This window comes from Streptomyces sp. 2A115 (assembly GCF_052245575.1).
GTDB lineage: Bacteria > Actinomycetota > Actinomycetes > Streptomycetales > Streptomycetaceae > Streptomyces.
Map to the genome: position 1 here is coordinate 36,291 of NZ_JBQQCG010000064.1, position 24,603 is coordinate 60,893.

Here is a 24,603-nt window from a genome sequence, read left to right on the forward strand (position 1 = left end):
CGGTGCGTACCGCGAACCCTCGAACCATCGTCATCTGGACCCTCGTCGCGCTGGTCGGCGCGACGGGGTGGTCGGTGCTCGCGCTCTCGCGCGGCGAGGAGGTCTCGGCCGCCTGGATGGTGGCGGCCGCTCTCGGCTCGTACGCCATCGCCTATCGCTTCTACGCGAAGTTCATCGTCAACAAGGTCCTCAAGGTCGACAGGACCCGGGCCACGCCCGCCGAGCGACTCAACAACGGCATCGACTTCCACCCCACCGACCGACGGGTACTGCTCGGCCACCACTTCGCGGCGATCGCGGGGGCGGGGCCGCTGGTGGGGCCCGTACTGGCCGCGCAGATGGGGTACCTGCCCGGCACCATCTGGATCATCGTCGGCGTGATCTTCGCGGGTGCGGTCCAGGACATGGTCGTCCTGTTCTTCTCCACCCGCCGGGACGGACGGTCCCTCGGCCAGATGGCGCGCGAGGAGATCGGACCGTTCGGGGGCGCGGCCGCCCTGCTCGCCGCCTTCGCCATCATGATCATCCTGCTCGGGGTGCTCGCGCTGGTCATCGTCAACGCACTCGCCGAGTCGCCGTGGGGCACCTTCTCCATCGCGATGACGGTCCCGATCGCCCTGCTGATGGGCTTCTACCTGCGGGTGCTGCGGCCCGGCCGGGTCTCCGAGGTCTCGCTGATCGGCGTCGCGCTGCTGCTGCTCGCGCTGATCGCCGGACGCTGGGTCGCCGAGTCGTCGTGGGCCGACACGTTCACGCTCGCGCCCTCGACACTGGTGATCTGGCTGGTGGCGTACGGCTTCATCGCGTCGATCCTGCCCGTGTGGATGCTCCTGGCCCCCCGCGACTACCTCTCCACGTTCATGAAGATCGGCACCATCGGGCTGCTCGCGATCGGTGTCGTCGTCGCGCTGCCCACGCTGAAGATGGACGCGGTCACGGACTTCGCCTCACGCGGCGACGGGCCGGTCTTCGCGGGCTCGCTCTTCCCGTTCGTCTTCATCACGATCGCCTGCGGGGCGCTCTCCGGCTTCCACTCCCTCATCTCCTCCGGCACGACACCGAAGATGATCCAGAAGGAGACGCAGGTCCGGATGATCGGGTACGGCTCCATGCTCATGGAGTCGTCCGTGGCGGTCATGGCGCTGGTCGCGGCCTCCATCATCGACCCGGGCCTGTACTTCGCGATGAACGCGCCGGCGGGTGTCATCGGGGACAGCGTCCAGAACGCCTCGCAGGTGGTGGGGAGTTGGGGCTACCAGATCTCCCCCGAGGACCTGGCGGCCGCGGCGCGCAACGTCGAGGAGTCGTCCCTGCTCTCGCGGACCGGCGGCGCGCCCACGCTCGCGATCGGCATCTCGGACATCTTCTCCGAGGTGACCGGGGACAGTCTGCGCGCGTTCTGGTACCACTTCGCGATCATGTTTGAGGCGCTGTTCATCCTCACCGCGCTCGACGCGGGCACCCGGGTCGGCCGCTTCATGCTCCAGGACACCCTGGGCAATCTCTACAAACCCTTCAAGAACGTGAGCTGGAAGCCCGGACTCGTCATCACGAGCGGCATCGTCTGCGGTCTGTGGGGCTACTTCCTGTGGGTCGGCGTCCACGAACCGCTCGGCGGAATCAACCAGCTGTTCCCGATCTTCGGCATCTCCAACCAGTTGCTCGCGGCCGTCGCGCTGGCCGTCTGCACGACTCTGCTGGTGAAGTCCGGACGCCTCAAGTGGGCCTGGATCACCGGGATTCCGCTCGCCTGGGACGCCACGGTGACGCTGACGGCCAGCTGGCAGAAGGTGTTCTCCAGCGACCCGCGCGTCGGCTTCTTCAAGCAGCGCTCGGTCTACCAGGACGGCATCGACCGGGGCGAGGTCATCGCGCCCGCCAAGAGCATGGACGACATGCACACCATCGTCACCAACTCCACCGTGGACGGTGTCCTCTCGGCGGTTCTCGCCCTTCTCATCGTCGTGGTGATCGTGGACGCGGGAAGGGTATGCATCAGGCACGTACGCCGCCCCGCGCTCTCCACGCTCAGCGAGGCGCCGTACGTCGAGTCGAAGATCGTCGCTCCGGCCGGGCTGATTCCGACCAAGGAGGAGAAGGAGGAGGCGCGCGATGCTGTCGGGGCTGCTCCGGGTCCTTAGGGCGGTGCGGTGGTACGTACGCGAGTTGACCGATGAGTCCGCGTACGACCGCTATGTCGCCCACATCCGCACGAACCATCCGGGCGCGCTCGTACCGACCCGCCGTGCCTTCGAGCGGGACCGTACCGAGCGTCAGGAGGCGGACCCACGGCAGGGATTCCGCTGCTGCTGACGGCTCGGCACCGACGCTGCCAGCGGTTCTTCACCAAAGGCATACACCTCTGCCCGAATTACGGACGGGGGTTCCATAAAGCCGAACCGTCCCTTAGATTTCCTGCGCGTTGCACAGGTGATCAGCGAGGGGACGGAGCCGCCGTATGTCCGAAGTGCCGGATGCGCCAAGTGCGCCTGAAGTGAGACCGCCGGTGGTGACACCGATGCGCGTGGTGATCGCCGTCTGCCTGCTCGCGCCGTTCGTGGCAATGCTCTGGGTCGGTTCGTACGCGAAGGTCGACCCGGCCTTCATCGGCATCCCGTTCTTCTACTGGTACCAGATGCTGTGGGTGTTCATCTCCACGGTGCTCACGATGACCGCGTACAAGCTGTGGCAGCGTGATCAGCGCGCCCGCGCCGCGACGAAGGGCGGGGCCGACGCGTGAACGACGGCGTGAACGGCGTGGCACTCGCCGTCTTCATCTTCTTCTTCCTGGCCGTCACGGTCATGGGCTTCCTGGCCTCGCGCTGGCGCCGGGCCGCGGACGAGCAGAGTCTCGACGAATGGGGCCTGGGCGGACGGTCGTTCGGCACCTGGGTCACCTGGTTCCTGCTCGGCGGCGACCTCTACACGGCTTACACGTTCGTGGCGGTCCCGGCGGCGATCTACGCGGCGGGCGCGGCCGGCTTCTTCGCCGTCCCGTACACGATCCTCGTCTACCCGCTGATCTTCACCTTCCTGCCGCGGCTGTGGTCGGTGTCGCACAAGCACGGGTACGTGACGACCTCGGACTTCGTGCGCGGCCGCTTCGGCTCGAAGGGCCTGTCGCTGGCCGTCGCCGTGACCGGCATCCTGGCGACGATGCCGTACATCGCACTCCAACTGGTCGGCATCCAGGCCGTTCTTGACGTCATGGGCGTCGGCGGCGGCGAGGACACCAACTGGTTCGTCAAGGACCTGCCGCTGCTCATCGCCTTCGGTGTGCTGGCCGCGTACACGTACTCGTCCGGTCTGCGCGCTCCCGCCCTGATCGCGTTCGTGAAGGACACGCTGATCTACATCGTGATCGCGGTCGCGATCATCTACATCCCGATCAAGCTGGGCGGCTTCGACGAGATCTTCGCGAAGGCGGGCGAGGCGTTCGCCCAGCCCAACCCGGCCACCGGCGCGCCGCGCGGGGCGCTGGCACCGGGAGAGGCTGGCCAGTGGACGTACGCGACCCTGGCCCTCGGCTCGGCGCTCGCCCTGTTCATGTACCCGCACTCGATCACGGCGACGCTGTCCAGCCGCAGCCGTGAGGTGATCCGCCGCAACACGACGATCCTGCCCCTGTACTCGCTGATGCTGGGCCTGCTGGCGCTGCTCGGGTTCATGGCGATCGCGGCCGGGATCAAGGTCGAGAACGGCCAGTTGGCGATCCCGCAGCTCTTCGAGACCATGTTCCCCGACTGGTTCGCGGGCGTGGCCTTCGCGGCGATCGGGATCGGAGCCCTCGTCCCCGCGGCCATCATGTCCATCGCGGCGGCGAACCTCTTCACCCGCAACATCTACAAGGACTTCATCAAGCCCGACGCGACGCCCGCCCAGGAGACCAAGGTCTCCAAGCTGGTCTCGCTCCTGGTGAAGGTGGGCGCGCTCGTCTTCGTCCTGACGATGGACAAGACGGTCGCGATCAACTTCCAGCTGCTGGGCGGCATCTGGATCCTGCAGACCTTCCCGGCCCTGGTCGGCGGCCTCTTCACCCGCTGGCTGCACCGCTGGGCGCTGCTCGCGGGCTGGGCGGTCGGCATGCTGTACGGCACGCTCGCCGCGTACGGTGTGGCCTCCCCGGCGCAGAAGCACTTCGGGGGCTCGTCGAAGGAGATCCCCGGGATCGGGGAGATCGGCTACATCGGCCTGACGGCGTTCGTGCTGAACGTGGTGGTGACGGTCGTGCTCACCTTCGTCCTGAAGGCACTGAAGGCACCCGAGGGCATCGACGAGACGTCTCCGGGCGACTACACGGCGGACGCGGGCGACAAGGGCGTGCAGGTGGAGCTGCCGCCGGCCACGGCGGGCGCCGGGCACTGACATCTGCCGATACGTGACACGGGCCGCCGGAAATCCGGCGGCCCGTTGTCGTGCCCTTCCGGCACACTGCGAAGCATGGACATCGTGATCAGGCAGGCCGAGCCCGAGGAGTACACGGCGCTGGGAGAGATCACCGCGCAGGCCTATCTCGGGGACGGGCTGCTCGACTTCGGGGAGAGCGACGAGTATCTCGGCGAGCTGCGGAACGTGGCGAAACGGGCGGCCGCGGCCGACGTACTGGTGGCCGTGGAGGGCGCCCGGCTCCTCGGCGGTGTGACGTTCGTGCCGTCCGGCGGGCCGATGGCGGACATCGCGCGCCAGGGCGAGGCCGAGATACGGATGCTGGCGGTGGCGAGGGAGGCCCGCGGCCGAGGTGCGGGCGAGACCCTCGTACGCGCCTGCGTCGACCGCGCCCGCGCCACGGACGGCTGCGTACACGTCGTCCTGTCCACCCAGCGCTCCATGCACAGCGCCCACCGCGTCTACGAACGTCTCGGCTTCACCCGCACCCCCGAGCGCGACTGGAACCCCATTCCGCACCTCGACGACGTCACGCTGCTCACCTACGAGTTGACGCTCTGACACCCTCCGAAGTCGACACGACACAACATGTGGGGGGTGCTTCCCGAGCCCGACACAAGATGTATGCTCATGCTCGCTGTCGCCGCAGGGGAATCCGGTGCGAATCCGGAACTGTCCCGCAACGGTGTACTTGTGCGCGTCTGTCCCCAGGGAACCCCCGGAGGAAAGCCGCGTACTCGGTCAGTCCGAGGACCTGCCGACAGCGCGCCCAGGCCGTCCGGTCCGGGCGCCGATGACGTCCGGGCCTCGCGGAGTGGGCCGGTGGACGCGGCGTACCGCTGCGCAGAGCGCGTACTCCCGTGTGCCCCGAATCCCCCTCTCCCCGCAGGCCCCCGTGCCAAGCGAGGGAGAGCCCCACGTGACCATCGCGCCAGCCGATCCGGTCTCAGCTACAGAGACAGGGACAGCGACAGGAGCAGCGACAGCGACGCCGGCCAAAGCCGAGGCCGACGGGCCAGGGACCGCGTTGCTGCGTACCCTGACCGGCCTCACCGCCGACCTCCCCGACGCCGATCCCGGCAAGGTCGCCGCCGCCGCGCTGCGCGGCCGGTCCGCCGCCGCGGACGAGGCGGAGTTGCGCGAGCTGGCCACGGAGGCGGCCGCCGGCCTCATCTCCGAGGACCCGGTGTATTCGAAGCTGGCCGCGCGCCTGCTGACGATCAGCATCGCCGCGGAGGCCGCCTCGCAGGGCGTTCGGTCCTTCTCCGAGTCCGTCGCGGTCGGGCATCGGGAAGGACTGATCGCGGACCGCACCGCCGAGTTCGTACGGATCCACGCGGCCCGCCTCGACGCGCTGATCGACCTCGACGGCGACGACCGCTTCGGCTACTTCGGTCTGCGCACGCTGCACGGCCGGTACCTGCTGCGGCACCCGATCACCCGGTACGTCATCGAGACGCCGCAGTTCTTCATGCTGCGGGTGGCCTCCGGTCTCGCCGAGGACGACACTTCGCGATCCGTCGACGAAGTGGCCGCCCTGTACCGGCTGATGAGCCGCCTCGACTACCTCCCCTCCTCCCCCACGCTCTTCAACTCCGGTACACGGCACCCGCAGATGTCGTCCTGCTACCTCCTCGACTCCCCACTGGACCAGCTGGACTCCATCTACGACCGCTACCACCAGGTGGCCCGCCTCTCGAAGCACGCGGGCGGCATCGGTCTCTCGTACTCCCGTATCCGTTCCCGGGGTTCGCTGATCCGCGGCACGAACGGGCACTCCAATGGCATCGTCCCGTTCCTGAAGACCCTCGACGCCTCGGTCGCCGCCGTGAACCAGGGCGGCCGGCGCAAGGGCGCGGCCGCGGTCTACCTGGAGACCTGGCACTCCGACATCGAGGAGTTCCTTGAGCTGCGCGACAACACCGGAGAGGACGCCCGGCGTACGCACAACCTGAACCTCGCGCACTGGGTCCCGGACGAGTTCATGCGGCGGGTGGACGAGGACCGCGTGTGGTCGCTGTTCTCGCCCTCCGACGTGCCCGAGCTGGTCGACCTGTGGGGCGAGGAGTTCGACGCCGCGTACCGCAAGGCCGAGGAGGCGGGGCTCGCGAAGAAGTCGATCCCGGCCCGCGATCTGTACGGCCGCATGATGCGCACCCTCGCGCAGACCGGCAACGGCTGGATGACCTTCAAGGACGCCGCCAACCGCACGGCCAACCAGACCGCGCTACCCGGTCACACGGTCCACTCCTCCAACCTCTGCACGGAGATCCTGGAGGTCACGGACGACGGGGAGACGGCGGTCTGCAACCTGGGGTCGGTCAACCTCGGCGCCTTCGTGGACGCCGACTCCAAGGACATCGACTGGGAGCGGCTGGACGCCACCGTCCGTACCGCCGTCACGTTCCTCGACCGCGTCGTCGACATCAACTTCTACCCGACCGAGCAGGCGGGCCGCTCCAACGCCAAGTGGCGGCCGGTGGGCCTGGGCGCGATGGGTCTGCAGGACGTCTTCTTCAAGCTGCGGCTGCCGTTCGACTCGCCGGAGGCCCGCGCGCTCTCCACCCGGATCGCGGAGCGCGTCATGCTCGCCGCGTACGAGGCCTCGGCCGACCTGTCCGAGCGCAACGGCCCGCTGCCGGCCTGGGAGAAGACCCGTACGGCCCAGGGTGTGCTGCACCCCGACCACTACGACGTGGAGCTGACCTGGCCGGAGCGCTGGGCGGCGCTGCGGGAGCGGATCGCGGCGACGGGCATGCGCAACTCCCTGCTTCTCGCGATCGCCCCCACCGCGACCATCGCGTCGATCGCGGGCGTCTACGAGTGCATCGAGCCGCAGGTCTCCAACCTCTTCAAGCGCGAGACGCTGTCCGGCGAGTTCCTCCAGGTCAACTCCTACCTGGTGGCCGAGCTGAAGAAGCTCGGCGTGTGGGACGCGCAGACCCGCGAAGCGCTGCGCGAGTCCAACGGCTCGGTGCGGGGCTTCACTTGGGTACCGCAGGACGTCCGCGACCTGTACCGCACGGCGTGGGAGATCCCGCAGCGCGGCCTCATCGACATGGCCGCCGCCCGGACCCCGTTCCTGGACCAGGCCCAGTCCCTGAACCTCTTCCTGGAGACGCCGACCATCGGCAAGCTCTCCTCGATGTACGCGTACGCCTGGAAGTCGGGCCTGAAGACGACGTACTACCTGCGCTCGCGCCCGGCGACGCGCATCGCCCGCGCGGCCCAGGCGCAGCCTGAGAAGACCGTCCCCGTCCAGCAGGTCGCCGATCCCGACGCGGTCGCCTGCTCCCTTGAGAACCCCGAGTCCTGCGAGGCCTGCGAGTAATGACCAGCACCACCAAGAACCTTCTCGACCCGGGCTTCGAGCTGACCCTCCGCCCCATGCGTTACCCGGACTTCTACGAGCGCTACCGGGACGCGATCAAGAACACCTGGACCGTGGAGGAGGTGGACCTCCACTCGGACGTGTCGGATCTCGCGAAACTGTCACAGGGCGAGCAGCACATGATCGGCCGACTGGTCGCGTTCTTCGCGACGGGTGACTCGATCGTCGCGAACAACCTCGTGCTGACCCTCTACAAGCACATCAACTCCCCCGAGGCGCGGCTGTACTTGAGCCGTCAGCTCTTCGAGGAGGCCGTACACGTCCAGTTCTACCTGACGCTGCTCGACACCTATCTGCCCGACCCGCAGGACAGGGCCGCGGCCTTCGACGCCGTGGAGAACATCCCGTCGATCCGCGAGAAGGCCGAGTTCTGCTTCAAGTGGATCAACGAGGTCGAGAAGCTGGACCGCCTCGAGACCAAGGCCGACCGCCGCCGCTTCCTGCTCAACCTCATCTGCTTCGCCGCGTGCATCGAGGGGCTGTTCTTCTACGGGGCCTTCGCGTACGTCTACTGGTTCCGCAGCCGGGGCCTGCTGCACGGCCTGGCGACCGGCACCAACTGGGTGTTCCGCGACGAGACGATGCACATGAGCTTCGCCTTCGAGGTCGTGGACACCGTCCGCAAGGAGGAGCCGGAGCTCTTCGACGACGAGCTCCAGCGGCAGGTCACCGACATGCTCCGGGAGGCGGTCGAGGCCGAGTTGCAGTTCGCGCGCGACCTGTGCGGCGACGGCCTGCCGGGCATGAACACCGACTCGATGCGCCAGTACCTGGAGTGCGTCGCCGACCAGCGCCTCGTACGCCTCGGTCTGGCTCCGGTCTACGGCTCCGAGAACCCCTTCTCCTTCATGGAGTTGCAGGGAGTCCAGGAGCTGACCAACTTCTTCGAGCGCCGGCCTTCGGCGTACCAGGTGGCGGTGGAGGGCTCGGTGTCGTTCGACGACGAGTTCTAGGTCTCCCGAGGACCGCATGTCATGTGGGCTGCCCTTCGCCATGGGGAGAGGGGCAGCCCCGCCACGCGGCGGCGAACTCCCGGACCGTCCGGAACCGCCGCCCCGGATCGGCGCGGGTGGCCCGCTCCAGCACGGTCAGCTGTGCGGGGCTCCCCCGCCAGGCGCGCTCCTCGTCTCCGGCATCCAGCAGGAGCCGGGCCGCGCGGCCGAGCGTGAACACCGTTGTGCGTACGTCGATGACCGCCCCCCGCCGGAACTCTTCGGGGGACATGAACCGCCGTGATCCGGGCAGCCGTTCCGCGTCCAGGACGAAGGGGCCCGGCCGGTACTCGTCGAGGTCGACCAGGTGCAACGCGTCTCCGGCGAAGTCGTACAGCAGCGCGCCGTCGTAGAAGTCGACGGCGACATGACCGGCGTCCTCGACGGCGAGATGCGCGGCCAGGATCCGGTCGACGGCGCGCAGCACGCGGGGAACCGGGAGGGCGCGGAACCGGGCCATCGCGCTGCCCGGGCTCCCGCGGTCCCCCGTCCGGCCCAGGGTGGCGGGATACAGCACTTCGCCGTCGTGCCACGGCATGACCGCCGCCCATGTGCCGCTCACGGCGATCCTGTGGACGTGGGGGACGACCGCCGGATGCCGCACGGCCCGGTGGAAGGCCCACGCGCGCTCCAGTGACCGCCGTCCGCTGTCGGTGACGGCCTCCTTGACGAACCACCGCTCGCCGCCTGGCAACCGAACGCCGTAGGACACGCAGCCCGAGTCCTGCTCCCGGAAGGCCGTGAACACCTCGCCCACCCGGTCGAGATACGGCTCAACCGCCTTGACTTCCTTGACGTCGAGCAGGGGATGCGGGGCCATGTGGTCATGGTCCCGCATCCCCTGCGCAAACGCCGAGCTCACGGTGACGGTGGTGCTCAGGCCGCCCGGGCGACGTGATGCGCGGCGAGATCACGGCGGACACGGCTCGTCGGGGCCGGGGCGGGCCGGAGTTCCGCCTCGCGGAGCTGGCGGTCGATACGGCGCTCACGGACGTACCCGGCGAACGCCGGAGCGGTGAGGACGGCGGCGAGGATCAGGACGGTCAGGTAGCCGAGGAATGTGTTCATGGACACCACTGTCGCGCCGATTACCCCTTACCGGCAGTGGCAGAACTGCCGCACACCCTCGAATTCCTGCCAGCTGGGGTGCACACTGGCAGCATGCTGAAAAACGTGGCCACCGTCCTGCTCGACGGCGTACATCCCTTCGAACTCGGCGTCCTCTGCGAGGTGTTCGGCCTTGACCGGAGCGACCAGGGTCTGCCCGTGTACGACTTCGCGGTCGCCTCGGCCGAGGGCCCGGGCGCGACGCTCGGCACCCACGTCCCGGGGCTGACGATCTCCACTCCGCACGGCCTCGACCGGCTGGAAGAGGCGGACCTGATCGCCGTGCCGGCCGGCAGCGACTACGTCACGCGCAGCTATCCGCCCGAGCTCCTCGACGCCCTGGTCAGGGCCGTCGACCGCGGTGCCCGGGTGCTCAGCGTCTGCTCGGGGGTGTTCGTGCTCGGCGCGGCGGGCCTGCTCGACGGGCGGCGCAGCGCGGTCCACTGGAGCCAGGCGGAGGAGCTCACCCGGCGCCATCCACGGGCGATCGTCGAACCGGATGTGCTGTACGTCGACGAGGACCCGGTGATCACCTCGGCGGGCACCGCCTCCGGCATCGACGCCTGTCTCCACATCGTCCGCAAGGAGCAGGGCCCGGAGGTCGCCAACACCATCGCGCGCCGCATGGTCGTGCCTCCGCACCGGGACGGCGGGCAGGCCCAGTACATCGAGCGGCCGCTGCCGCACTCCCGGTGCGACACGGTCGGCGAGGTGCTCGTCTGGATGGAGCACCACCTCGACGAGGAGATGACCGTCGAGCAGCTCGCCGCTCGCGCGCACATGTCCCCGCGCACCTTCGCGCGCCGCTTCCAGCAGGAGACGGGGACGACGCCGTACCGCTGGCTGTTGCGTCAACGCGTGCTGCTGGCCCAGCAGTTGCTGGAGGCCACGGACGAGACGATGGACTCCATCGCGGGCCGCACCGGGTTCGGGAACGCGGCGGCGCTGCGCCATCAGTTCGTACGGTCGCTGGGGACGACCCCGAACGCGTACCGGCGCACGTTCAGGGGCCCGCAGGCCGCCTGAACGCGCGCCGGTACAGCAGGCAGTCGACTCAGCGCCACCGGCTGAGCGCCACCGGTTCAGCTCCGCCGGCTCAGCGCCACCGGCTGAGCGCCACCGGTTCAGCTCCGCCGACTCAGCGCCACCGGCTCAGCGCGGCACGGCCTTCAGCAGCAGCCGGTGCGGCCGGAGCGTGATGCCGACCCGTGTCGCGTCGTTGGATTCGGAGACCTGCTCGAGGCGCAGGCGCGTCGCCACCGCGGCCGTGATGAGGGTGAGCTGGGCCATCGAGAAGTGGTCGCTCGGACACTTCCGGTTGCCCGTGCTGAACGGGCTCATCGCGTGCTTCGGCACGTCCTTGGAGCGTTCCGGAAGCCAGCGGTCGGGGTCGAACTCCAGATGCCCGTCGTACGAACGCGGATCGCGCTGGATCGCGTACGGACTGTAGACGATGTCGGCACCGGCAGGAATGCGATACCCGCCCAGTTCGGTTTCGGTCACGGCCCGGCGCGTCAAAATCCATACGGCGGGACGCAGCCGCATGGCCTCGACGACGACATTGTTCGTGTGGGACAGCTTCCGCACGTCCTCGAATGCGACAGGCCGGTCCCCCGCGACGGATATGACCTCTTCGCGCACCCGGTCCGCGTGTTCCGGATGTTCAGCGAGGACCTGCAGGATCCACATGATCGTGGACGCGACGGTTTCGCTGCCGGGGGTGAGTATCGCGACGACCTGGTCGTGGATCTCCTGTTCGCCGATGGGGTCGCCATTCCCGTCCTTCGCTTCCAGCAATGCCGTCAGCAAATCGTCCGGCTTTTGACCAGATGCCCGGCGCTCGGCGACGATCTCGTCGACCAGGAGGTGCAAATCGGCCAAGGCGCGGTCGAATTTGCGGTTGGCCGGAAGTGGCAGCCGATAGAGCGGTCCCGCCGGTATCACCATGCGCCGGTACATGCCTCGGAACACGGTGGCGAGCGCGATGCTCAGCCGCTCGGCCCGCTCGTCCATGTACTCGCCACGCAGCAGGCAGCGGGCCGCGATGCGGACGGCGACACGGAACGACTCCGACGTGCAGTCGACCGTCTCCCCGGACTGCCAGCGCTCCGCCAGCGCGTGCGCCTCCTCCTCCATGATCGGTCCGTACTCGGGGATGACGCCGAGCCGGAACGCGGGCTGGATCGTCCGCCGCTGGCGCCGGTGCGTGGGCCCGTTGGCGGTTGCCACGCCCTCCTTGCCGAGCAGGCCTTCGAGGGATTCCCAGAGCGGTCCACCGATCTTGAAGTCGGTGCTCAGCGCCAGTGCCCCGGTGAGGGCCGGCGTGGTGACCGCGTACACCGTCTTCGGGCCCAGCTTCAGCCGGACGACGTCGCCGTGCTCGCGCAGCCGGCCCAGGAAGCCCAGCGGGTCGCGGACGAGTTTCCAACCGTGGCCGAGACCGGGGACGCCGCCCCCGGCGAGGGGTGGCGCGGGCAGCTCGGCCGCCCGGGGTGCCGCGGGTTTGACGGACTCTACGGTCATTTCTCACCAGCCGCTTCGTTGTTGACGTACGGGGGTGTGGAGCGGTCGTCCCAGCTGTCGACCATGTACCGGCCGGACTCGTGGTGGAACCAGTACACGGAACTGAACCAGTTCCGCATATTGAGGATGCACGCCCGCACGGAGGCCGCCAATTCGGCGCCCCGCAGGGACCCGTTGTCGATCCGGTCGGCGTACCTTAATACCTCCTGTTCGACGTCGAGGAATTCGGTGATGCATTCCTCGACCCGGCACCGCACTTCCTTGACCGCTTCTTCCAGCCGCATTCCTTCGTGATGAATGAGACTGATTCCGAGATTGTGCACCTCGTCGCCCGCTATTTCTTTGGGGAGCGAACAGAGATCGTTGTACCAGGCGGCGAAATCCTGGCACAGAAGGGAAGCCCGCGCGTATGCGGGATTCTTCCTTACGGCGGTGGGGAGTTCGTAGTCCGCGCTCGGCTCGAGCAGGTCGATCCAGATCCAGTGCGCGAAGGTCAGCCGCCGCAGTTCGAGATAGTCGTCGACGGTCGGAACGATTCCCGACGTACGGTTGTGGAATTCCCGGTCGTACGCCTCGATGACCGCGTGGAAGTGCTGGGCGAACCGCTTGTTCCACCCGGCGCCCAGGAACGAGTACAGCCGCACCATGCTGTCCGCGAAGCCCGCGACCAGGGGATCCCTGTGGTGCAGATGATCCCGGGGGGAGTCGAGGGCCCTGTGCAGTTGGAACCTGAGCCTCCGCCAGGCCGTCGGCCTGCCGTGGATCACATCGCGGTCGTGGCGGTCGTCCCAGACGAAGAACCACGCGCTGTAGTCCCCTATCGCCTGGAGGACCTCGTCGGACGCGCCAATGTAGTAGCCCGCCATGAGGTCGGTGTAGCAAAGCCCGTCGGCATATGCCTCAATCTTGTCCGCCGACATGAGTCGCTTTTCCAGTAGCCAGGCCCTGGTCTCCTCCTGGAGTTTCGGCCAATACGGATGGAGTTGACGGGGAAAATCGGTCTCGATCACCGGGAGAGAGAGCGCCGGTGGGACCGCGACCGCAGTGTGTGTCGTTGTGGTGCTCTGTGAGAAAGCAGGCACGAACAAACCCCTCTCAGCCGCCTGTTGACGACACGCCCCTCCCGCCGTGCCGGGCGTGCGCCGTTGCGTATCCCCGCACTTCCATTCAGCACCACAACTGACCATTTTGGGAACGGATTTGCTCCCTTCACTACCCCACCGTGCCGAGAATCCCCCCTTGCGTGACTGAATACGGATCACTACAGGCACAGATGGGATCGAACGTGCGACGGACACACGAACGGCGCCTGGTCGGACCGAGATCCGACCGGGCGCCGCGGGTGCGGGACACTCACGTCCCAGCTGTCATTCTCTTTCTCAGTCGTTCGCGACCACGGCGTACCGGGGCTCGTTCTCGGCCATCTGCCGAAGCGCGTCCTTGCGTTCACGCTTGGAGAGCCGGTCGATGTAGAGGTACCCGTACAGGTGGTCCGTCTCGTGCTGGAGGCAGCGCGCGAAGTAGCCGGTGCCCCGCACCTTGACCGGGTTGCCCTTCTCGTCCTGCCCGGTGACCTCGGCGTAGTCGGGGCGGGCGAGCGGCGCGTACGCGGTCGGCACCGACAGGCAGCCCTCGTTGCTCTCGTCCAGGTTGCGCCGCTCGGCGGGCAGCTCGACGAGCACGGGGTTGCAGACGACGCCCGTGTGCCGCTTGCCGTCGTCGTCCGGGCAGTCGTAGACGAAGACCTTCAGGTCGACGCCGATCTGGTTGGCGGCCAGGCCCACACCCTCGGCGGTGTGCTGGCTGGCGAACATGTCGGCGACCAACTGGTCCAGCTCCGCGCCGAACTCGGTGACGTCCTTGCACTCCTTGTGCAGCACCGGGTTCCCGACGACCGTGATGGGCCGCGAGGTGCCGCGCGCGCGGTAGGCCTCCTCGCGCTCCGCACAGTCCTCGGTGTCGATGACGAAGCCGTCGTCGTCCACGGGGAGCACCCCGGAGTGCTGCTGCTCAGTGTCCTGCTGGGCCATGACCGACGTACGCCTTCCTAGAAAACAGGGCTGTGATGCTGATACAGGGTACGGGGAAACGCGCCCCCGAAGGGGCGCGGGCCTGCGTCGATATGCGGCTCCGCCGCGATGGGGGTCCCCCCGCTCGAGCGAAGCCGAGAGTGGGGGAGCGACCAGCCACGACGAGCCCGCAGCCGACAACCATTCCTCGCGGTCCCTAACAGACCTCTTCCAGATCCCGCCAGTCCCGGGTGTCCGGACTGTCGGCCACCCACCCGTCCAGCAACCCCCTCACCAGCGAAGCCGGCGCAGCCAACCCGCACTCCCGCTCGGGCACCCACAGCACCCCGTCCGTGCGGTGGCCCAGCGGACCGGGATGCCCGGGCTCGCTGTGATCGTGCGGGTCGAGGTGCTCGCCGTCACCCTCGTCGGAAGGCATCCGGGACTCGGAGCACATCCGGCACAGCAGCCGCACGGAAGAAGACCAGTCCTCCGCGGCGAACCCGGCGTCGGCCGCCAGCCGCTCCAGGGCGTCCCGGTCGTCCTCGGTCTCCGCCTCCAGGAGCACGACCCAGGTGGGGACCGGCGAGGGCGCCCACAGCTCGATCTCGTCGAAGACGGGGTACGCGTGCCCGGCGGCGGTCGTCCGCTCGCCGTGCGGGACACCGTCGTGCAGCACGACCTCGCCCCAGCGCCGCCCGGAGGACGGCAGCGGAATGGACAGGACCTCGATCCTGGCGGGGTCCAGCCTGCGCCCCCACACCACCTCGGCCTCACCCTCGGGCGACAGCCGTACGGCGGCGCTGCCCAGCTCCATCCCGACGGGCTCGCCGGCGGCGGTGGCACCGCCCGGCACCCGCAGCCCGTACGCCTGCCAGGACCGCCGGGCGAGCGGCCAGTCCTGGAGGGCGGTGGCCGCGATGCCGACGTTCCACCAATCAGGGGCCCCGGTCTCCCGGTCGAGCAGTGCGACGGCCCGCAGACCGGCGGCTCGCGCCTGCTCCCAGTCGTGCCGGAACTTGTGCAGCAGGGCGAGGTTGAACCAGGACTCGGAAAGCCACGGCTCCAGGTCCGCCGCACGCGTGAGCAGTGCTCCCGCGTCCTCGTACCGGCCGTCGCCGATCAGCGTGAACGCACGGTCGGTGGCCTGCCGCCATGAGGCGGAGGGCCGGTGCCGTCCCTTGCCGAAGATCCTCACGATTCCCGCCTGCCAGTTCGTTGAAGAGCGTGCAGCCTCGGGCTGGACTGTGCCCCCTGATGTCCTCTTCCTCGCATCCAACCACGGACGGTCGGACGGGCGCTCATTACCCATGGGTTACCCAGCCAACGGCAAGGTCAGACCGTCTCGCGCGAGCACACGGGCCAGCGACTCGACGACCTCGGGATGGTAGTCCCGGGCGGTGCCGAGCCGCAGCTCCTCCAGCGCTGTGAGAGCCCCACCGGGACCCGCTTCCCGGACTTTCTCCTCGTACGCGTTCACGGCCCGTACGATCCTGGCACTGACCGGCTGTTCGCGGTACGGGTCCGCCTGCCGTTCCACCACCACGGCGACCTCCGCGTCCACCCCTGTCTGGCGCACCACGGCCCCGCCGAGCAGGGCGATGCGCCGCTGGTCGTCGGCGGCGAGGGCGGCGGTGGCTCCGGCGGGCACGGGGTCGACGAGGGAGAGCTGCCCGATGTCGTGCATCAGGGCCGCGTACTCCAGAACGGTCAGCTCGGGCTCGGACAGCCCCAGCTCGCGCCCCACGGCCCGGCTGAGGGCGGCCACGCGGCGGGCGTGTCCGGCCGGGGTACAGCCGGCGATCTCGGTGGCCCGCGCGAGGGAGGCGATGGTCTGCCGGTAGGTGGCCCGCACGGCCGCGTACCGCCGGAAGGACAGCTGGGTGAGCAGCAGCGGCAGAGAGAAGACGGGCAGCGCCCACAGGCCCGCGACGGCCACCGCGAGCGCCATCACGGCGCCGGTCGCGCAGACCGCCGACCCGATGCAGAGCGTGGCCCGCAACTCGTCCCGCAGGAGCGGGCCGAAGGGCCAGCGGGTCCGCGCGTGCGCCATGGCGGCGGCGAGCACGGCGTCCCACAGCGCGGTGAGCACGAGCAGCGCGACGACGAGCGCCGCGTACGAGGGCCCGTCCCCGGCCCACTCCCTCAACCTGCCCTGGTTGTAGAGGGGTTGGAAGCACACGGCGGCGAAGGCGACGGTCAGGATGCGCCGGGTGAGGTGGTCGGCGGTGGGGCCGTGCCCCTTGGCCACGTGGGGCACGCATCCCAGGAGCGAGGCCGCCGCGACGACGGCGACGACCTGCGTCACACCGTGGTGGGTGGGCTGCCCGGCGTCCTCCCCGAGCAGCGCGTACGCGAGGGCCCCGGCGGCCGCGAGGGGCGCCGACTCCCGTTCCTCGGCCCCGCTCCACCGGGCGAGCTCGCCGACGGCGATGAGCAGCCCGAAGGCGAGCGCGACACCGCGTTCGTCGATGCCGTGCCAGAGGGTGTCGGCGAGGGAGCCCGTGGCGAACAGGAGGGCACCGCCGTGCACGAGACGGGTCGTCGGGTGCACGAGCGGAAGTCCCGGCGCTGTCATGACGTGGTCTCCGCACGCGGGGAGTCGGCGGAGTCGGCCGGCGCCGGAGGCGGTACGTTTCCCCGCGCCTCATCGGCGGTGCGCGGCTCGTCGGCCGTGACGGCCGGGTGCCAGCCGTGCCGGCTCAGCGCACGCACGAGGGCGGTCACCATCCGCGGATCGAACTGCGCCCCCGCACACCGCTCCAGCTCCTTCAACGCCGCGACAACGGGCCGCGCCCTCCGGTACGACCGAGTCGACGTCATCGCGTCGAAGGCGTCGGCGACCGCCACCACCCGTGCGAACTCCGGAATCTGGCCCCCGACCAGCCCGTACGGATACCCGCTCCCGTCCAGCCGCTCATGGTGATGCAGGATCGCCGACCGGGCCTCCCCCAGGAAACCGATCCCCCGGACCATCTCGTGCCCGTACTCGGGGTGCAGCTCGATCACCCGTCGCTCCTCGGGCGTGAGCGGCCCGTCCTTGCGCAACAGCCGGGTGGGGACGCCGAGTTTGCCCACGTCGTGCAGGATGCCGGCGAAGCGCAGCACCTCGGCGCGCTCGTCGTCCATGCCGAGTTCGCGCGCGATCATCATGGACGCCTGCCCGACCCGCTCGCTGTGGCCGCGCGTGTAGCCGTCCTTGATGTCGACGGCCTGCACGAGCGCCCGGATGGTGGCCTGATGGGCGGCCCGCTCCCGGTGGTACTGGGCGAACACCCACCAGGAGACGTACATCGGCAACAGCACGAGCAGCGCGGCGACCGGCCCGTACGGACTGCGCCAGAGCACCGCCATCATCAGCCCGGCCAGGCCGTGCACGGCGACGGGTGCGAGGGACCGCGGGAAGAGCCCGCGCCAGGCGGTCCGTACCGGCACGCGCTCGGCGGTCGCCAGGATCCCGCCGTCGAGGACGGTCAGTACGGCGCAGAAGGCGAGGACCGCGGCTCCGGCGGGCACGAGCGCGTACGGGAAGTCGGCCTGGACGACCGCGTCCCGCCCGCCGAGCGCCCAGTGCACCCGCGACGCCGCCCAGGCGCCGAGCATGAGCTGGGCCGCCCGCCACACCCGGCGCAGCCACCGCGGCCGCTGCTCGACACAGGACAGCAGTGCCCCCGGCAGCGCGACGAGGGCCGCGGCGGGCGGCGGCAGCAGAAAGGCCCCGGCGAGGAGTACGGGGAAGAAGGTGCCCATGCCGTGGAGGGCGTGCCGTCCGGCGAAGCGCCACCGACTGACCTGCTCGCATCCGGCGTACAACGCGGCGAGCAGCACCACGGCACCCCACGGAGTGTGGGTGTCCGCCAACCGGGCCGGACAGGCCACGGCGCCCAGGACGACACAGGCGACGTAGAGACGGGCCCGTGGCGGAATCGACCCCATCGCGCGCCTCCCGGTCAAGCCCGTACAGGCTCCGGAGAATAGGGCGGCTGGAGTGGCGTGGGGGCGTCAATCTCTGATTTCGCGGCCCGACGAACCGTGGATTCGCACGTTCGAGTGACACCTGGCACGTGACGCCTGACATGACTGACGCCTGGCGCAACTGACTGCCGACATGACAACAGGCCACGACGAACCGTCGTGGCCTGGGTGTCAACTACTGAGCATCCTCAGGGGAGTTCAGGACTCCTGAGTCGCCGCCCCCACGTCGTGCTCGGGCACGGTCTGTCCGGAGCGGATCAGGTCGATGCGGCCCATGACCTTCGAACGCAGGTCGGTCGGCACGTCGTCGTGGCCGCAGCACCGCTTGACCAGCTTCTTCACCGCCTGCTCGAGGCCGTACTTCTCCAGGCACGGCGAGCACTCCTCGAAGTGCGTCTCGAACTTGGTGCAGTCGCTGTCGGGCATCTCACGGTCGAGGAACTCGTAGAGATGATCGAGTACTTCACTGCAGTCCGTCTCGTGCGGCTCTCCGCAGCTCATGAGCCCGAACCTTTCGTTCCGTCCGACTCTCCGGCGCCCGCCGGGACCAGGCCGCGGTCCTTGGCGTAGTCCTCGAGCATGCCGCGCAGTTGGCGGCGGCCCCGATGCAGCCGGGACATCACCGTACCGATGGGTGTCCCCATGATGTCCGCGATCTCCTTGTACGCAAAGCCCTCTACGTCAGCGAGGTAGACCGCGATGCGGAATTCCTCGGGGATCGCCTGCAACGCTTCCTTCACGTCCGAGTCGGGCAGGTGGTCGAGCGCCTGCGCCTCGGCGGAGCGCAGACCGGTCGACATGTGCGACTCGGCGCGCGCGAGCTGCCAGTCCTCGATCTCCTCGGCGGCGGAGCGCTGGGGCTCGCGCTGCTTCTTGCGATACGAGTTGATGAAGGTGTTGGTGAGAATCCTGTACAGCCACGCCTTGAGGTTCGTGCCCTCGCGGAACTGGTGGAAGGACGCGTACGCCTTCGCGTACGTCTCCTGCACCAGGTCCTCGGCGTCGGCCGGGTTGCGCGTCATGCGCAGCGCGGCCGAGTACATCTGGTCGAGGAATTCCATCGCGTCCCGCTCGAAGCGCGCACTGCGCTCGGCGGACGTCTCGGCACCGCCCGGGCCCTCGGGCTGCTCCGCCTGGCCGTTTTCGGTCCCTGCGTCGGTCCCAGTGACCGGACCCACCTCCTCCAGAGTCTGGGCAGCACCGAAACCGATGCCGCCAGAATCGGAGGATAGACGACGATCCGGTCCGCCCGCCGCTCGAATAGGAGCGGTCTTCGCCGCATGCAGAACCGACCAGTCCAGGTCAGCGGCGCTGCTACGGCTCGGGACGATGGTCGAACCCATGCGGCGGACTTCCTCTCGTACTAATGGTCACAGCACATTCTCCGTGCTGTTTCTGAGCTGTTCTGATCCGCACAACAGTGGTCCCGGGCCCAACATTCCCGGGGGTCACCCGAGTGACGAAGTCCACTTCAGGACGCCGTCGGTGAGGGCCTTCAGGGCCTGGTCCTGATCGATCGGCGCGCGCTTGGGCACCGCGAAGCCGTGGTCGCCGTACGCCACCTCGACCAGCTCGTACGAGCCTGCCGGGAATTCCTCCGGCTTCCCGAAGGGGTCGTTGCCGCCCTGCACGACGAGCGTGGGCACCCCGGCGCCGAGCAGTTCGCCGGCGCGGGACTTCTCGGGCCTGCCAGGCGGGTGAAGGGGGAAGCTCAGCGCGAGGACGGCGTGCGCGCCGAGTTCGGCGGCCGTGCGGCAGGCCACGCGGGCTCCGGCACTGCGGCCGCCGGCGACGACGGGCAGGCCGGGTGCGGCGAGGGTGGGCCAGATGCCGCGCCAGCCCACGTCCAGCGTCTTCGGCGGGGGCGCGAGCTTCTTCCCCGCCACCCGCCAGGGCTGCTCCACAAGGGCCACGGTCACTCCGTGCGCGGGGAGCTCGGCGGCGAGTGCCCGGAGGTCGCGTGCCTCGATCCCGCCGCCTGCGCCATGGCTCACGGCCAGCAGCAGCCGTGCCTTCTTCGCCCGGTGCCAGGTGACGCGGGCCGTACCCGCGTCCGTCTCGACGGTCTCACTCTGGCTTTGTGTCACTTTCGTCGAATCCGTCACATCAGAAGAGTGTGCCCTCCTCCGGCCCCGCCAGCTCCTTCAGCAGCTCCGGCCCGTTGTTGCGGACGTTGCTCACCGCTGTGGAGACGGGGTACGCCCGCATCAGGCCCTCCGGCGGCGGCGCGAGCAGGGAGCGCAGGTCCTCCACGTCCGTGCGGGACGGGTCGAGCCAGGAGTCCCAGCGGTCCGCAGTGAGCATCACCGGCATGCGCGGGTGGATGTCGGCCAGCGTGCGCGGCCCCTGCTCCGGGGCGACCGCGAGCCGTGAGGTCTCCGCCTCGGTGGTGATGACGGAGCACGTCGCCCACCAGGCCTGCGGATGGTCGTCCGGCAGCGTCTTGTCCCGCCAGAACTCGTAGAGCCCGGCCATCGCGAAGACGGAGCCGTCGGCGGGGAGCACGAAGTACGGCTGCTTGCGCGGCCGCTTCTTCCTGCCCTCGACCTCCAGGTCGCGCTCGGCGGTGCCGGTCACCCACTCGTAATAGCCGTCCGCGGGGATCACGCAGCGCCGGGTGGTGAAGGCCCGCCGGAACGAGGGCTTCTCGTGCACGGTCTCGGCGCGGGCGTTGATCATGCGGGCGCCGCCCTCGGGGGTCTTCGACCAGGACGGAACCAGGCCCCACTTGAGCCGACGCAGTTGGCGAACCGGCTTCGGGTCCTCGACGTCCTTAAGGGGACGGTCCAGCACCGCGTATACGTCCTTGGTGGGAGCCACGTTGTAATCGGGTGCCAGAGCCTCCTCCGGCTCCCACTTCTCGATCTCAAAGATTCCTGCGAGATCCTCGGGCCTACGACTCGCTGCATACCGTCCGCACATACGTGCCACACTGCCAGATTCGACATGACCCGAGGAGCCTCTACCAACAATGGACAGCATCGCAGCCACCTCGCTGGCCACCCTCTGGGACGAGGTCTTCGGGAGCCAGCCGGACCCGGACACGTGGGTCGTCATCGCGACGATGGTCGCCGCCCTGGCCGTGATCGTCCCGCACAACATCTGGCGGCTCTCGCGCAACGCCATCACCATCGCCCACGAGGGCGGCCACGGTCTGGTCGCGCTGCTCACCGGACGCAGTCTCAGCGGCATACGGCTGCACTCCGACACCAGCGGCCTCACCGTCAGCCGCGGCAAGCCGACCGGCCTCGGCATGATCCTGACCGCGGCCTCCGGCTACACCGCTCCCCCGCTGCTGGGCCTCGGCGGCGCCGCGTTCCTCGCCGCGGGCCACATCACCGCGCTGCTCTGGCTGGCCACGCTGCTGCTGGTGGCGATGCTGGTGATGATCCGCAACGCCTACGGGGCGCTCACCGTGCTGCTCACCGGCGGCACGTTCGTGGTCGTGTCCTGGCTCGCGGGCCCGCAGGTCCAGGCGGCGTTCGCGTACGCCGTGGTCTGGTTCCTCCTTCTGGGCGGCGTACGCCCGGCCTTCGAACTCCAGGCCAAGCGCACCCGCGGCAACGCGGGCGACTCCGACGCCGACCAACTCTCCCGCCTCACCCACGTCCCGGCGGGCATGTGGCTGTTCCTGTTCCACGCGGTGTCCCTGTGCTCATTGATAGGCGGCGGCCGCTGGCTCCTACAGCTCTGACGCCGCGCCCCTGAAAAGCGGGGCACAGCCCGCTTTTCAGGGGCGCGGGGAACTGCGCGACCAGCCACAACGCACCCGCAGGCAACAAAACACCCGCATTCCCCGGCCAAGCCCAGCGGAGCGAACCCCCACTAAAGTGGGGGGCATGCCCGTTAACCCCGCACAAACCGCCCTTTGGCCCGCCCCGCACGCGAGCGGAGCCGTCGACGCGACGGTCCACGTGCCCGGGTCCAAGTCGGTCACCAACCGCGCCCTCGTCCTCGCGGCCCTCGCGGCGGAGCCCGGCTGGCTGCGCCGCCCGCTGCGCTCCCGCGACACCCTGCTGATGGCGGGCGCCCTGCGCGAGATGGGTGTCGGCATCGAGGAGACGGTGTCTTCGAGCTCCTCCGTCGCGGGCGGCCCCGACGGCTCCGGCGAGGCATGGCGCGTCATCCCGTCGGGCCTGCACGGCCCGGCCACGGTCGACGTGGGCAACGCCGGCACGGTGATGCGCTTCCTGCCGCCGGTCGCCGCGCTCGCCGACGGCCCCATCCGCTTCGACGGCGACCCCCGTTCGTACGAGCGCCCCTTGAACGGTGTGATCGACGCCCTGCGCACCCTCGGCGCCCGCATCGACGACGACGGGCGCGGCGCGCTGCCGCTGACCGTGCACGGCAGCGGGGCCCTGGAGGGCGGTCCGGTGGAGATCGACGCGTCCTCTTCCAGCCAATTCGTGAGTGCGCTCCTGCTGTCCGGCCCGCGTTTCAACCAGGGCGTGGAGGTGCGGCACACCGGCTCGACGCTGCCCTCCATGCCGCACATCCGGATGACCGTCGACATGCTGCGCTCGATCGGCGCCCAGGTGGACACCCCGGAGTCGGGCGGCGAGCCGAACGTCTGGCGGGTCACGCCGGGCGCCCTCCTCGGCCGCGACCTGACGGTCGAGCCGGACCTGTCGAACGCCCAGCCGTTCCTGGCGGCCGCCCTCGTCACCGGCGGCACGGTCGTCATCCCCGACTGGCCGGCCCGCACCACCCAGCCCGGCGACAAGCTGCGCGAGATCTTCACCGAGATGGGCGGCTCCTGCGAACTGACCGACCAGGGCCTGGTGTTCACCGGTTCCGGCTCGATCCACGGCATCGAGGTGGACCTGGGCGAGGTCGGCGAGCTGACCCCGGGCATCGCGGCGGCCGCGGCCCTCGCCGACTCCCCCTCGACCCTGCGCGGCGTGGCCCATCTGCGGCTGCACGAGACGGACCGGCTGGCCGCGCTCACCAAGGAGATCAACGAGCTCGGCGGCGACGTCACCGAGACCGCCGACGGCCTCCACATCCGCCCGCGCGGCCTGCACGGAGGGACCTTCCACACCTACGACGACCACCGCATGGCCACCGCGGGCGCGATCATCGGCCTCGCGGTCGACGGCGTACGGATCGAGAACGTGGGCACGACGGCGAAGACCCTTCCGGACTTCCCCGATCTGTGGACCGGAATGCTCGGGAACTGACGGGCGGACCGGGATCATGCGCCGATACGGCAAGCACACCGACGAGGACGACATCCGCCAGCGTCCCAACCGCAAGGGCAACCGGCCGCGTACGAGCATCCGGCCCAAGCACGAGGACGCGGCGGAGGGCATGGTCCTCACCGTCGACCGGGGCCGGCTGACGTGCCTCGTGGAGGACCGCGTGGTGTACGCGATGAAGGCACGCGAACTGGGCCGCAAGGCCGCGGTCGTCGGCGACCGGGTGGCCATCGTCGGCGACCTCACCGGCAAGAAGGACACACTCGCCCGCATCGTCCGCATCGAGCCGCGTACCTCGCTCCTGCGCCGCACGGCCGACGACGACGATCCGTACGAGCGCGTCGTCGTCGCCAACGCCGACCAGCTGGCCATCGTGACGGCCCTGGCCGACCCGGAGCCGCGCCCGCGCCTGATCGACCGGTGTCTGGTCGCCGCGTACGCCGGCGGGCTCGAACCGCTCCTCGTGCTCACCAAGTCGGACCTCGCGTCGCCGGACGAACTCCTCGAGCTGTACGGGGCGCTGGGCGTGCCGTACGTCGTGACGAGTCGTGAGGAGCTGGAGAGCGGCGAGGCGGTGGACCGGGTACGCAAGCAGCTGGACGGCAAGACCACGGCGTTCGTGGGGCACTCGGGCGTCGGCAAGACGACGCTGGTCAACGCGCTCGTGTCGCTGGAGCGGCGGCGGTCGACGGGGATCGTCAACGCGGTCACCGGCCGCGGCCGGCACACCACGACGTCGGCGCGGGCGATTCCCCTGCCGGACGACAGCGGCTGGGTCGTCGACACGCCGGGCGTACGGTCCTTCGGCCTGCACCACGTCGACCCGTCCCGGGTCATCCACGCGTTCCCCGACCTCGAGCCGGGCACCGAGGGCTGTCCGCGCGCGTGCAGCCACGACGAGCCGGACTGCGCGCTGGACGCGTGGGTGGCGGAGGGGCACGCGGATCCGGCCCGCCTCTACTCCCTGCGCAGGCTGCTGGCCACCCGCGAACGGCGCGAAGGTGACTGACATGACCTCAGTG

23 protein-coding genes and 1 riboswitch are annotated in these 24,603 nt (G+C 69.6%); of the genes, 11 read left to right on the top strand and 12 right to left on the bottom strand.

Features of this window, described 5'->3' with window-relative positions; genetic code table 11:
• Nucleotides 1-2 precede the first annotated feature (2 nt).
• The 7 genes from ACTWQR_RS39300 to ACTWQR_RS39330 all read left to right on the top strand — a co-directional run bounded on the left by ACTWQR_RS39300 (nucleotide 3) and on the right by ACTWQR_RS39330 (nucleotide 8,730).
• Nucleotides 3-2,141, top strand: coding sequence for a carbon starvation CstA family protein (locus ACTWQR_RS39300; protein WP_443232039.1), 2,139 nt, complete (start codon nucleotides 3-5; stop codon nucleotides 2,139-2,141).
• The gene (locus tag ACTWQR_RS39305; RefSeq protein WP_443232040.1) at nucleotides 2,113-2,313 is read left to right on the top strand and encodes a YbdD/YjiX family protein; all 201 of its coding nucleotides are present in this window, start codon (nucleotides 2,113-2,115) and stop codon (nucleotides 2,311-2,313) included. The genes ACTWQR_RS39300 and ACTWQR_RS39305 overlap by 29 nt, the downstream gene beginning before the upstream one ends.
• 205 nt (nucleotides 2,314-2,518) lie before the next feature.
• A complete protein-coding gene (locus tag ACTWQR_RS39310; protein WP_443232041.1) occupies nucleotides 2,519-2,740 on the top strand; it encodes a DUF3311 domain-containing protein in 222 nt (73 codons plus the stop codon).
• Entirely contained in the window at nucleotides 2,737-4,365 is a 1,629-nt protein-coding gene (mctP, locus tag ACTWQR_RS39315; RefSeq protein WP_443232042.1) for a monocarboxylate uptake permease MctP, read from the top strand. The genes ACTWQR_RS39310 and mctP overlap by 4 nt, the downstream gene beginning before the upstream one ends.
• A gap of 75 nt (nucleotides 4,366-4,440) precedes the next feature.
• Nucleotides 4,441-4,947, top strand: coding sequence for a GNAT family N-acetyltransferase (locus ACTWQR_RS39320; RefSeq protein WP_443232043.1), 507 nt, complete (start codon nucleotides 4,441-4,443; stop codon nucleotides 4,945-4,947).
• A 63-nt stretch (nucleotides 4,948-5,010) separates the two neighbouring features.
• A riboswitch (cobalamin riboswitch) is annotated at nucleotides 5,011-5,162 on the top strand.
• A 143-nt stretch (nucleotides 5,163-5,305) separates the two neighbouring features.
• Nucleotides 5,306-7,717 (top strand): ribonucleoside-diphosphate reductase subunit alpha, encoded by a 2,412-nt coding sequence (locus ACTWQR_RS39325; RefSeq protein ID WP_443232044.1) that lies wholly within the window; start codon nucleotides 5,306-5,308, stop codon nucleotides 7,715-7,717.
• Entirely contained in the window at nucleotides 7,717-8,730 is a 1,014-nt protein-coding gene (locus ACTWQR_RS39330; protein ID WP_443232045.1) for a ribonucleotide-diphosphate reductase subunit beta, read from the top strand. The genes ACTWQR_RS39325 and ACTWQR_RS39330 overlap by 1 nt, the downstream gene beginning before the upstream one ends.
• A gap of 19 nt (nucleotides 8,731-8,749) precedes the next feature.
• On the opposite strand, the gene ACTWQR_RS39335 is transcribed toward ACTWQR_RS39330, so the two are convergent.
• Nucleotides 8,750-9,589 (bottom strand): serine/threonine protein kinase, encoded by an 840-nt coding sequence (locus ACTWQR_RS39335; protein ID WP_443232046.1) that lies wholly within the window; start codon nucleotides 9,587-9,589, stop codon nucleotides 8,750-8,752.
• A gap of 56 nt (nucleotides 9,590-9,645) precedes the next feature.
• Nucleotides 9,646-9,837 (bottom strand): hypothetical protein, encoded by a 192-nt coding sequence (locus ACTWQR_RS39340; RefSeq protein ID WP_443232047.1) that lies wholly within the window; start codon nucleotides 9,835-9,837, stop codon nucleotides 9,646-9,648.
• Between the two features lie 93 nt (nucleotides 9,838-9,930).
• Here ACTWQR_RS39340 and ACTWQR_RS39345 point away from each other — a divergent pair, with 93 nt between their 5' ends.
• Nucleotides 9,931-10,902 carry a helix-turn-helix domain-containing protein gene (locus ACTWQR_RS39345; RefSeq protein ID WP_443232048.1) on the top strand — a complete coding sequence of 324 codons (972 nt, stop codon included), beginning with the start codon at nucleotides 9,931-9,933 and terminating at the stop codon, nucleotides 10,900-10,902.
• A 126-nt stretch (nucleotides 10,903-11,028) separates the two neighbouring features.
• Here the strand turns inward: ACTWQR_RS39345 and ACTWQR_RS39350 are convergent, their stop codons facing one another.
• The 10 genes from ACTWQR_RS39350 to ACTWQR_RS39395 all read right to left on the bottom strand — a co-directional run bounded on the left by ACTWQR_RS39350 (nucleotide 11,029) and on the right by ACTWQR_RS39395 (nucleotide 21,305).
• The gene (locus tag ACTWQR_RS39350; RefSeq protein ID WP_443232049.1) at nucleotides 11,029-12,399 is read right to left on the bottom strand and encodes a bifunctional albaflavenone monooxygenase/terpene synthase; all 1,371 of its coding nucleotides are present in this window, start codon (nucleotides 12,397-12,399) and stop codon (nucleotides 11,029-11,031) included.
• Nucleotides 12,396-13,481: an epi-isozizaene synthase gene (gene cyc1, locus ACTWQR_RS39355; RefSeq protein ID WP_443232050.1), complete on the bottom strand. Its 1,086-nt coding sequence runs from the start codon at nucleotides 13,479-13,481 to the stop codon at nucleotides 12,396-12,398. The genes ACTWQR_RS39350 and cyc1 overlap by 4 nt, the downstream gene beginning before the upstream one ends.
• 297 nt (nucleotides 13,482-13,778) lie before the next feature.
• Nucleotides 13,779-14,429, bottom strand: coding sequence for a peptide deformylase (def, locus tag ACTWQR_RS39360; protein WP_443232051.1), 651 nt, complete (start codon nucleotides 14,427-14,429; stop codon nucleotides 13,779-13,781).
• Between the two features lie 196 nt (nucleotides 14,430-14,625).
• The gene (locus tag ACTWQR_RS39365) at nucleotides 14,626-15,606 is read right to left on the bottom strand and encodes a tetratricopeptide repeat protein (RefSeq protein WP_443232052.1); all 981 of its coding nucleotides are present in this window, start codon (nucleotides 15,604-15,606) and stop codon (nucleotides 14,626-14,628) included.
• Between the two features lie 117 nt (nucleotides 15,607-15,723).
• Nucleotides 15,724-16,986 (bottom strand): HD-GYP domain-containing protein, encoded by a 1,263-nt coding sequence (locus tag ACTWQR_RS39370; protein WP_443232053.1) that lies wholly within the window; start codon nucleotides 16,984-16,986, stop codon nucleotides 15,724-15,726.
• A complete protein-coding gene (locus ACTWQR_RS39375) occupies nucleotides 16,983-18,344 on the bottom strand; it encodes an HD-GYP domain-containing protein (RefSeq protein ID WP_443232054.1) in 1,362 nt (453 codons plus the stop codon). The genes ACTWQR_RS39370 and ACTWQR_RS39375 overlap by 4 nt, the downstream gene beginning before the upstream one ends.
• 237 nt (nucleotides 18,345-18,581) lie before the next feature.
• On the bottom strand, nucleotides 18,582-18,884 hold the full coding sequence (gene rsrA / locus ACTWQR_RS39380; RefSeq protein ID WP_443232055.1) for a mycothiol system anti-sigma-R factor: 303 nt from the start codon (nucleotides 18,882-18,884) through the stop codon (nucleotides 18,582-18,584).
• A complete protein-coding gene (sigR, locus tag ACTWQR_RS39385) occupies nucleotides 18,881-19,561 on the bottom strand; it encodes an RNA polymerase sigma factor SigR (RefSeq protein ID WP_443232056.1) in 681 nt (226 codons plus the stop codon). The genes rsrA and sigR overlap by 4 nt, the downstream gene beginning before the upstream one ends.
• 270 nt (nucleotides 19,562-19,831) lie before the next feature.
• Nucleotides 19,832-20,470 carry an alpha/beta hydrolase family protein gene (locus tag ACTWQR_RS39390; protein ID WP_443232057.1) on the bottom strand — a complete coding sequence of 213 codons (639 nt, stop codon included), beginning with the start codon at nucleotides 20,468-20,470 and terminating at the stop codon, nucleotides 19,832-19,834.
• A 19-nt stretch (nucleotides 20,471-20,489) separates the two neighbouring features.
• Nucleotides 20,490-21,305 (bottom strand): SOS response-associated peptidase, encoded by an 816-nt coding sequence (locus ACTWQR_RS39395; RefSeq protein WP_443232058.1) that lies wholly within the window; start codon nucleotides 21,303-21,305, stop codon nucleotides 20,490-20,492.
• A 49-nt stretch (nucleotides 21,306-21,354) separates the two neighbouring features.
• Here ACTWQR_RS39395 and ACTWQR_RS39400 point away from each other — a divergent pair, with 49 nt between their 5' ends.
• The 3 genes from ACTWQR_RS39400 to rsgA all read left to right on the top strand — a co-directional run bounded on the left by ACTWQR_RS39400 (nucleotide 21,355) and on the right by rsgA (nucleotide 24,590).
• Nucleotides 21,355-22,077 (top strand): M50 family metallopeptidase, encoded by a 723-nt coding sequence (locus ACTWQR_RS39400; protein ID WP_443232059.1) that lies wholly within the window; start codon nucleotides 21,355-21,357, stop codon nucleotides 22,075-22,077.
• A gap of 145 nt (nucleotides 22,078-22,222) precedes the next feature.
• Entirely contained in the window at nucleotides 22,223-23,563 is a 1,341-nt protein-coding gene (gene aroA / locus ACTWQR_RS39405; RefSeq protein WP_443232060.1) for a 3-phosphoshikimate 1-carboxyvinyltransferase, read from the top strand.
• Nucleotides 23,564-23,579: 16 nt separating this feature from the next.
• Nucleotides 23,580-24,590 carry a ribosome small subunit-dependent GTPase A gene (rsgA, locus tag ACTWQR_RS39410; protein ID WP_443232061.1) on the top strand — a complete coding sequence of 337 codons (1,011 nt, stop codon included), beginning with the start codon at nucleotides 23,580-23,582 and terminating at the stop codon, nucleotides 24,588-24,590.
• Nucleotides 24,591-24,603: the final 13 nt, after the last annotated feature.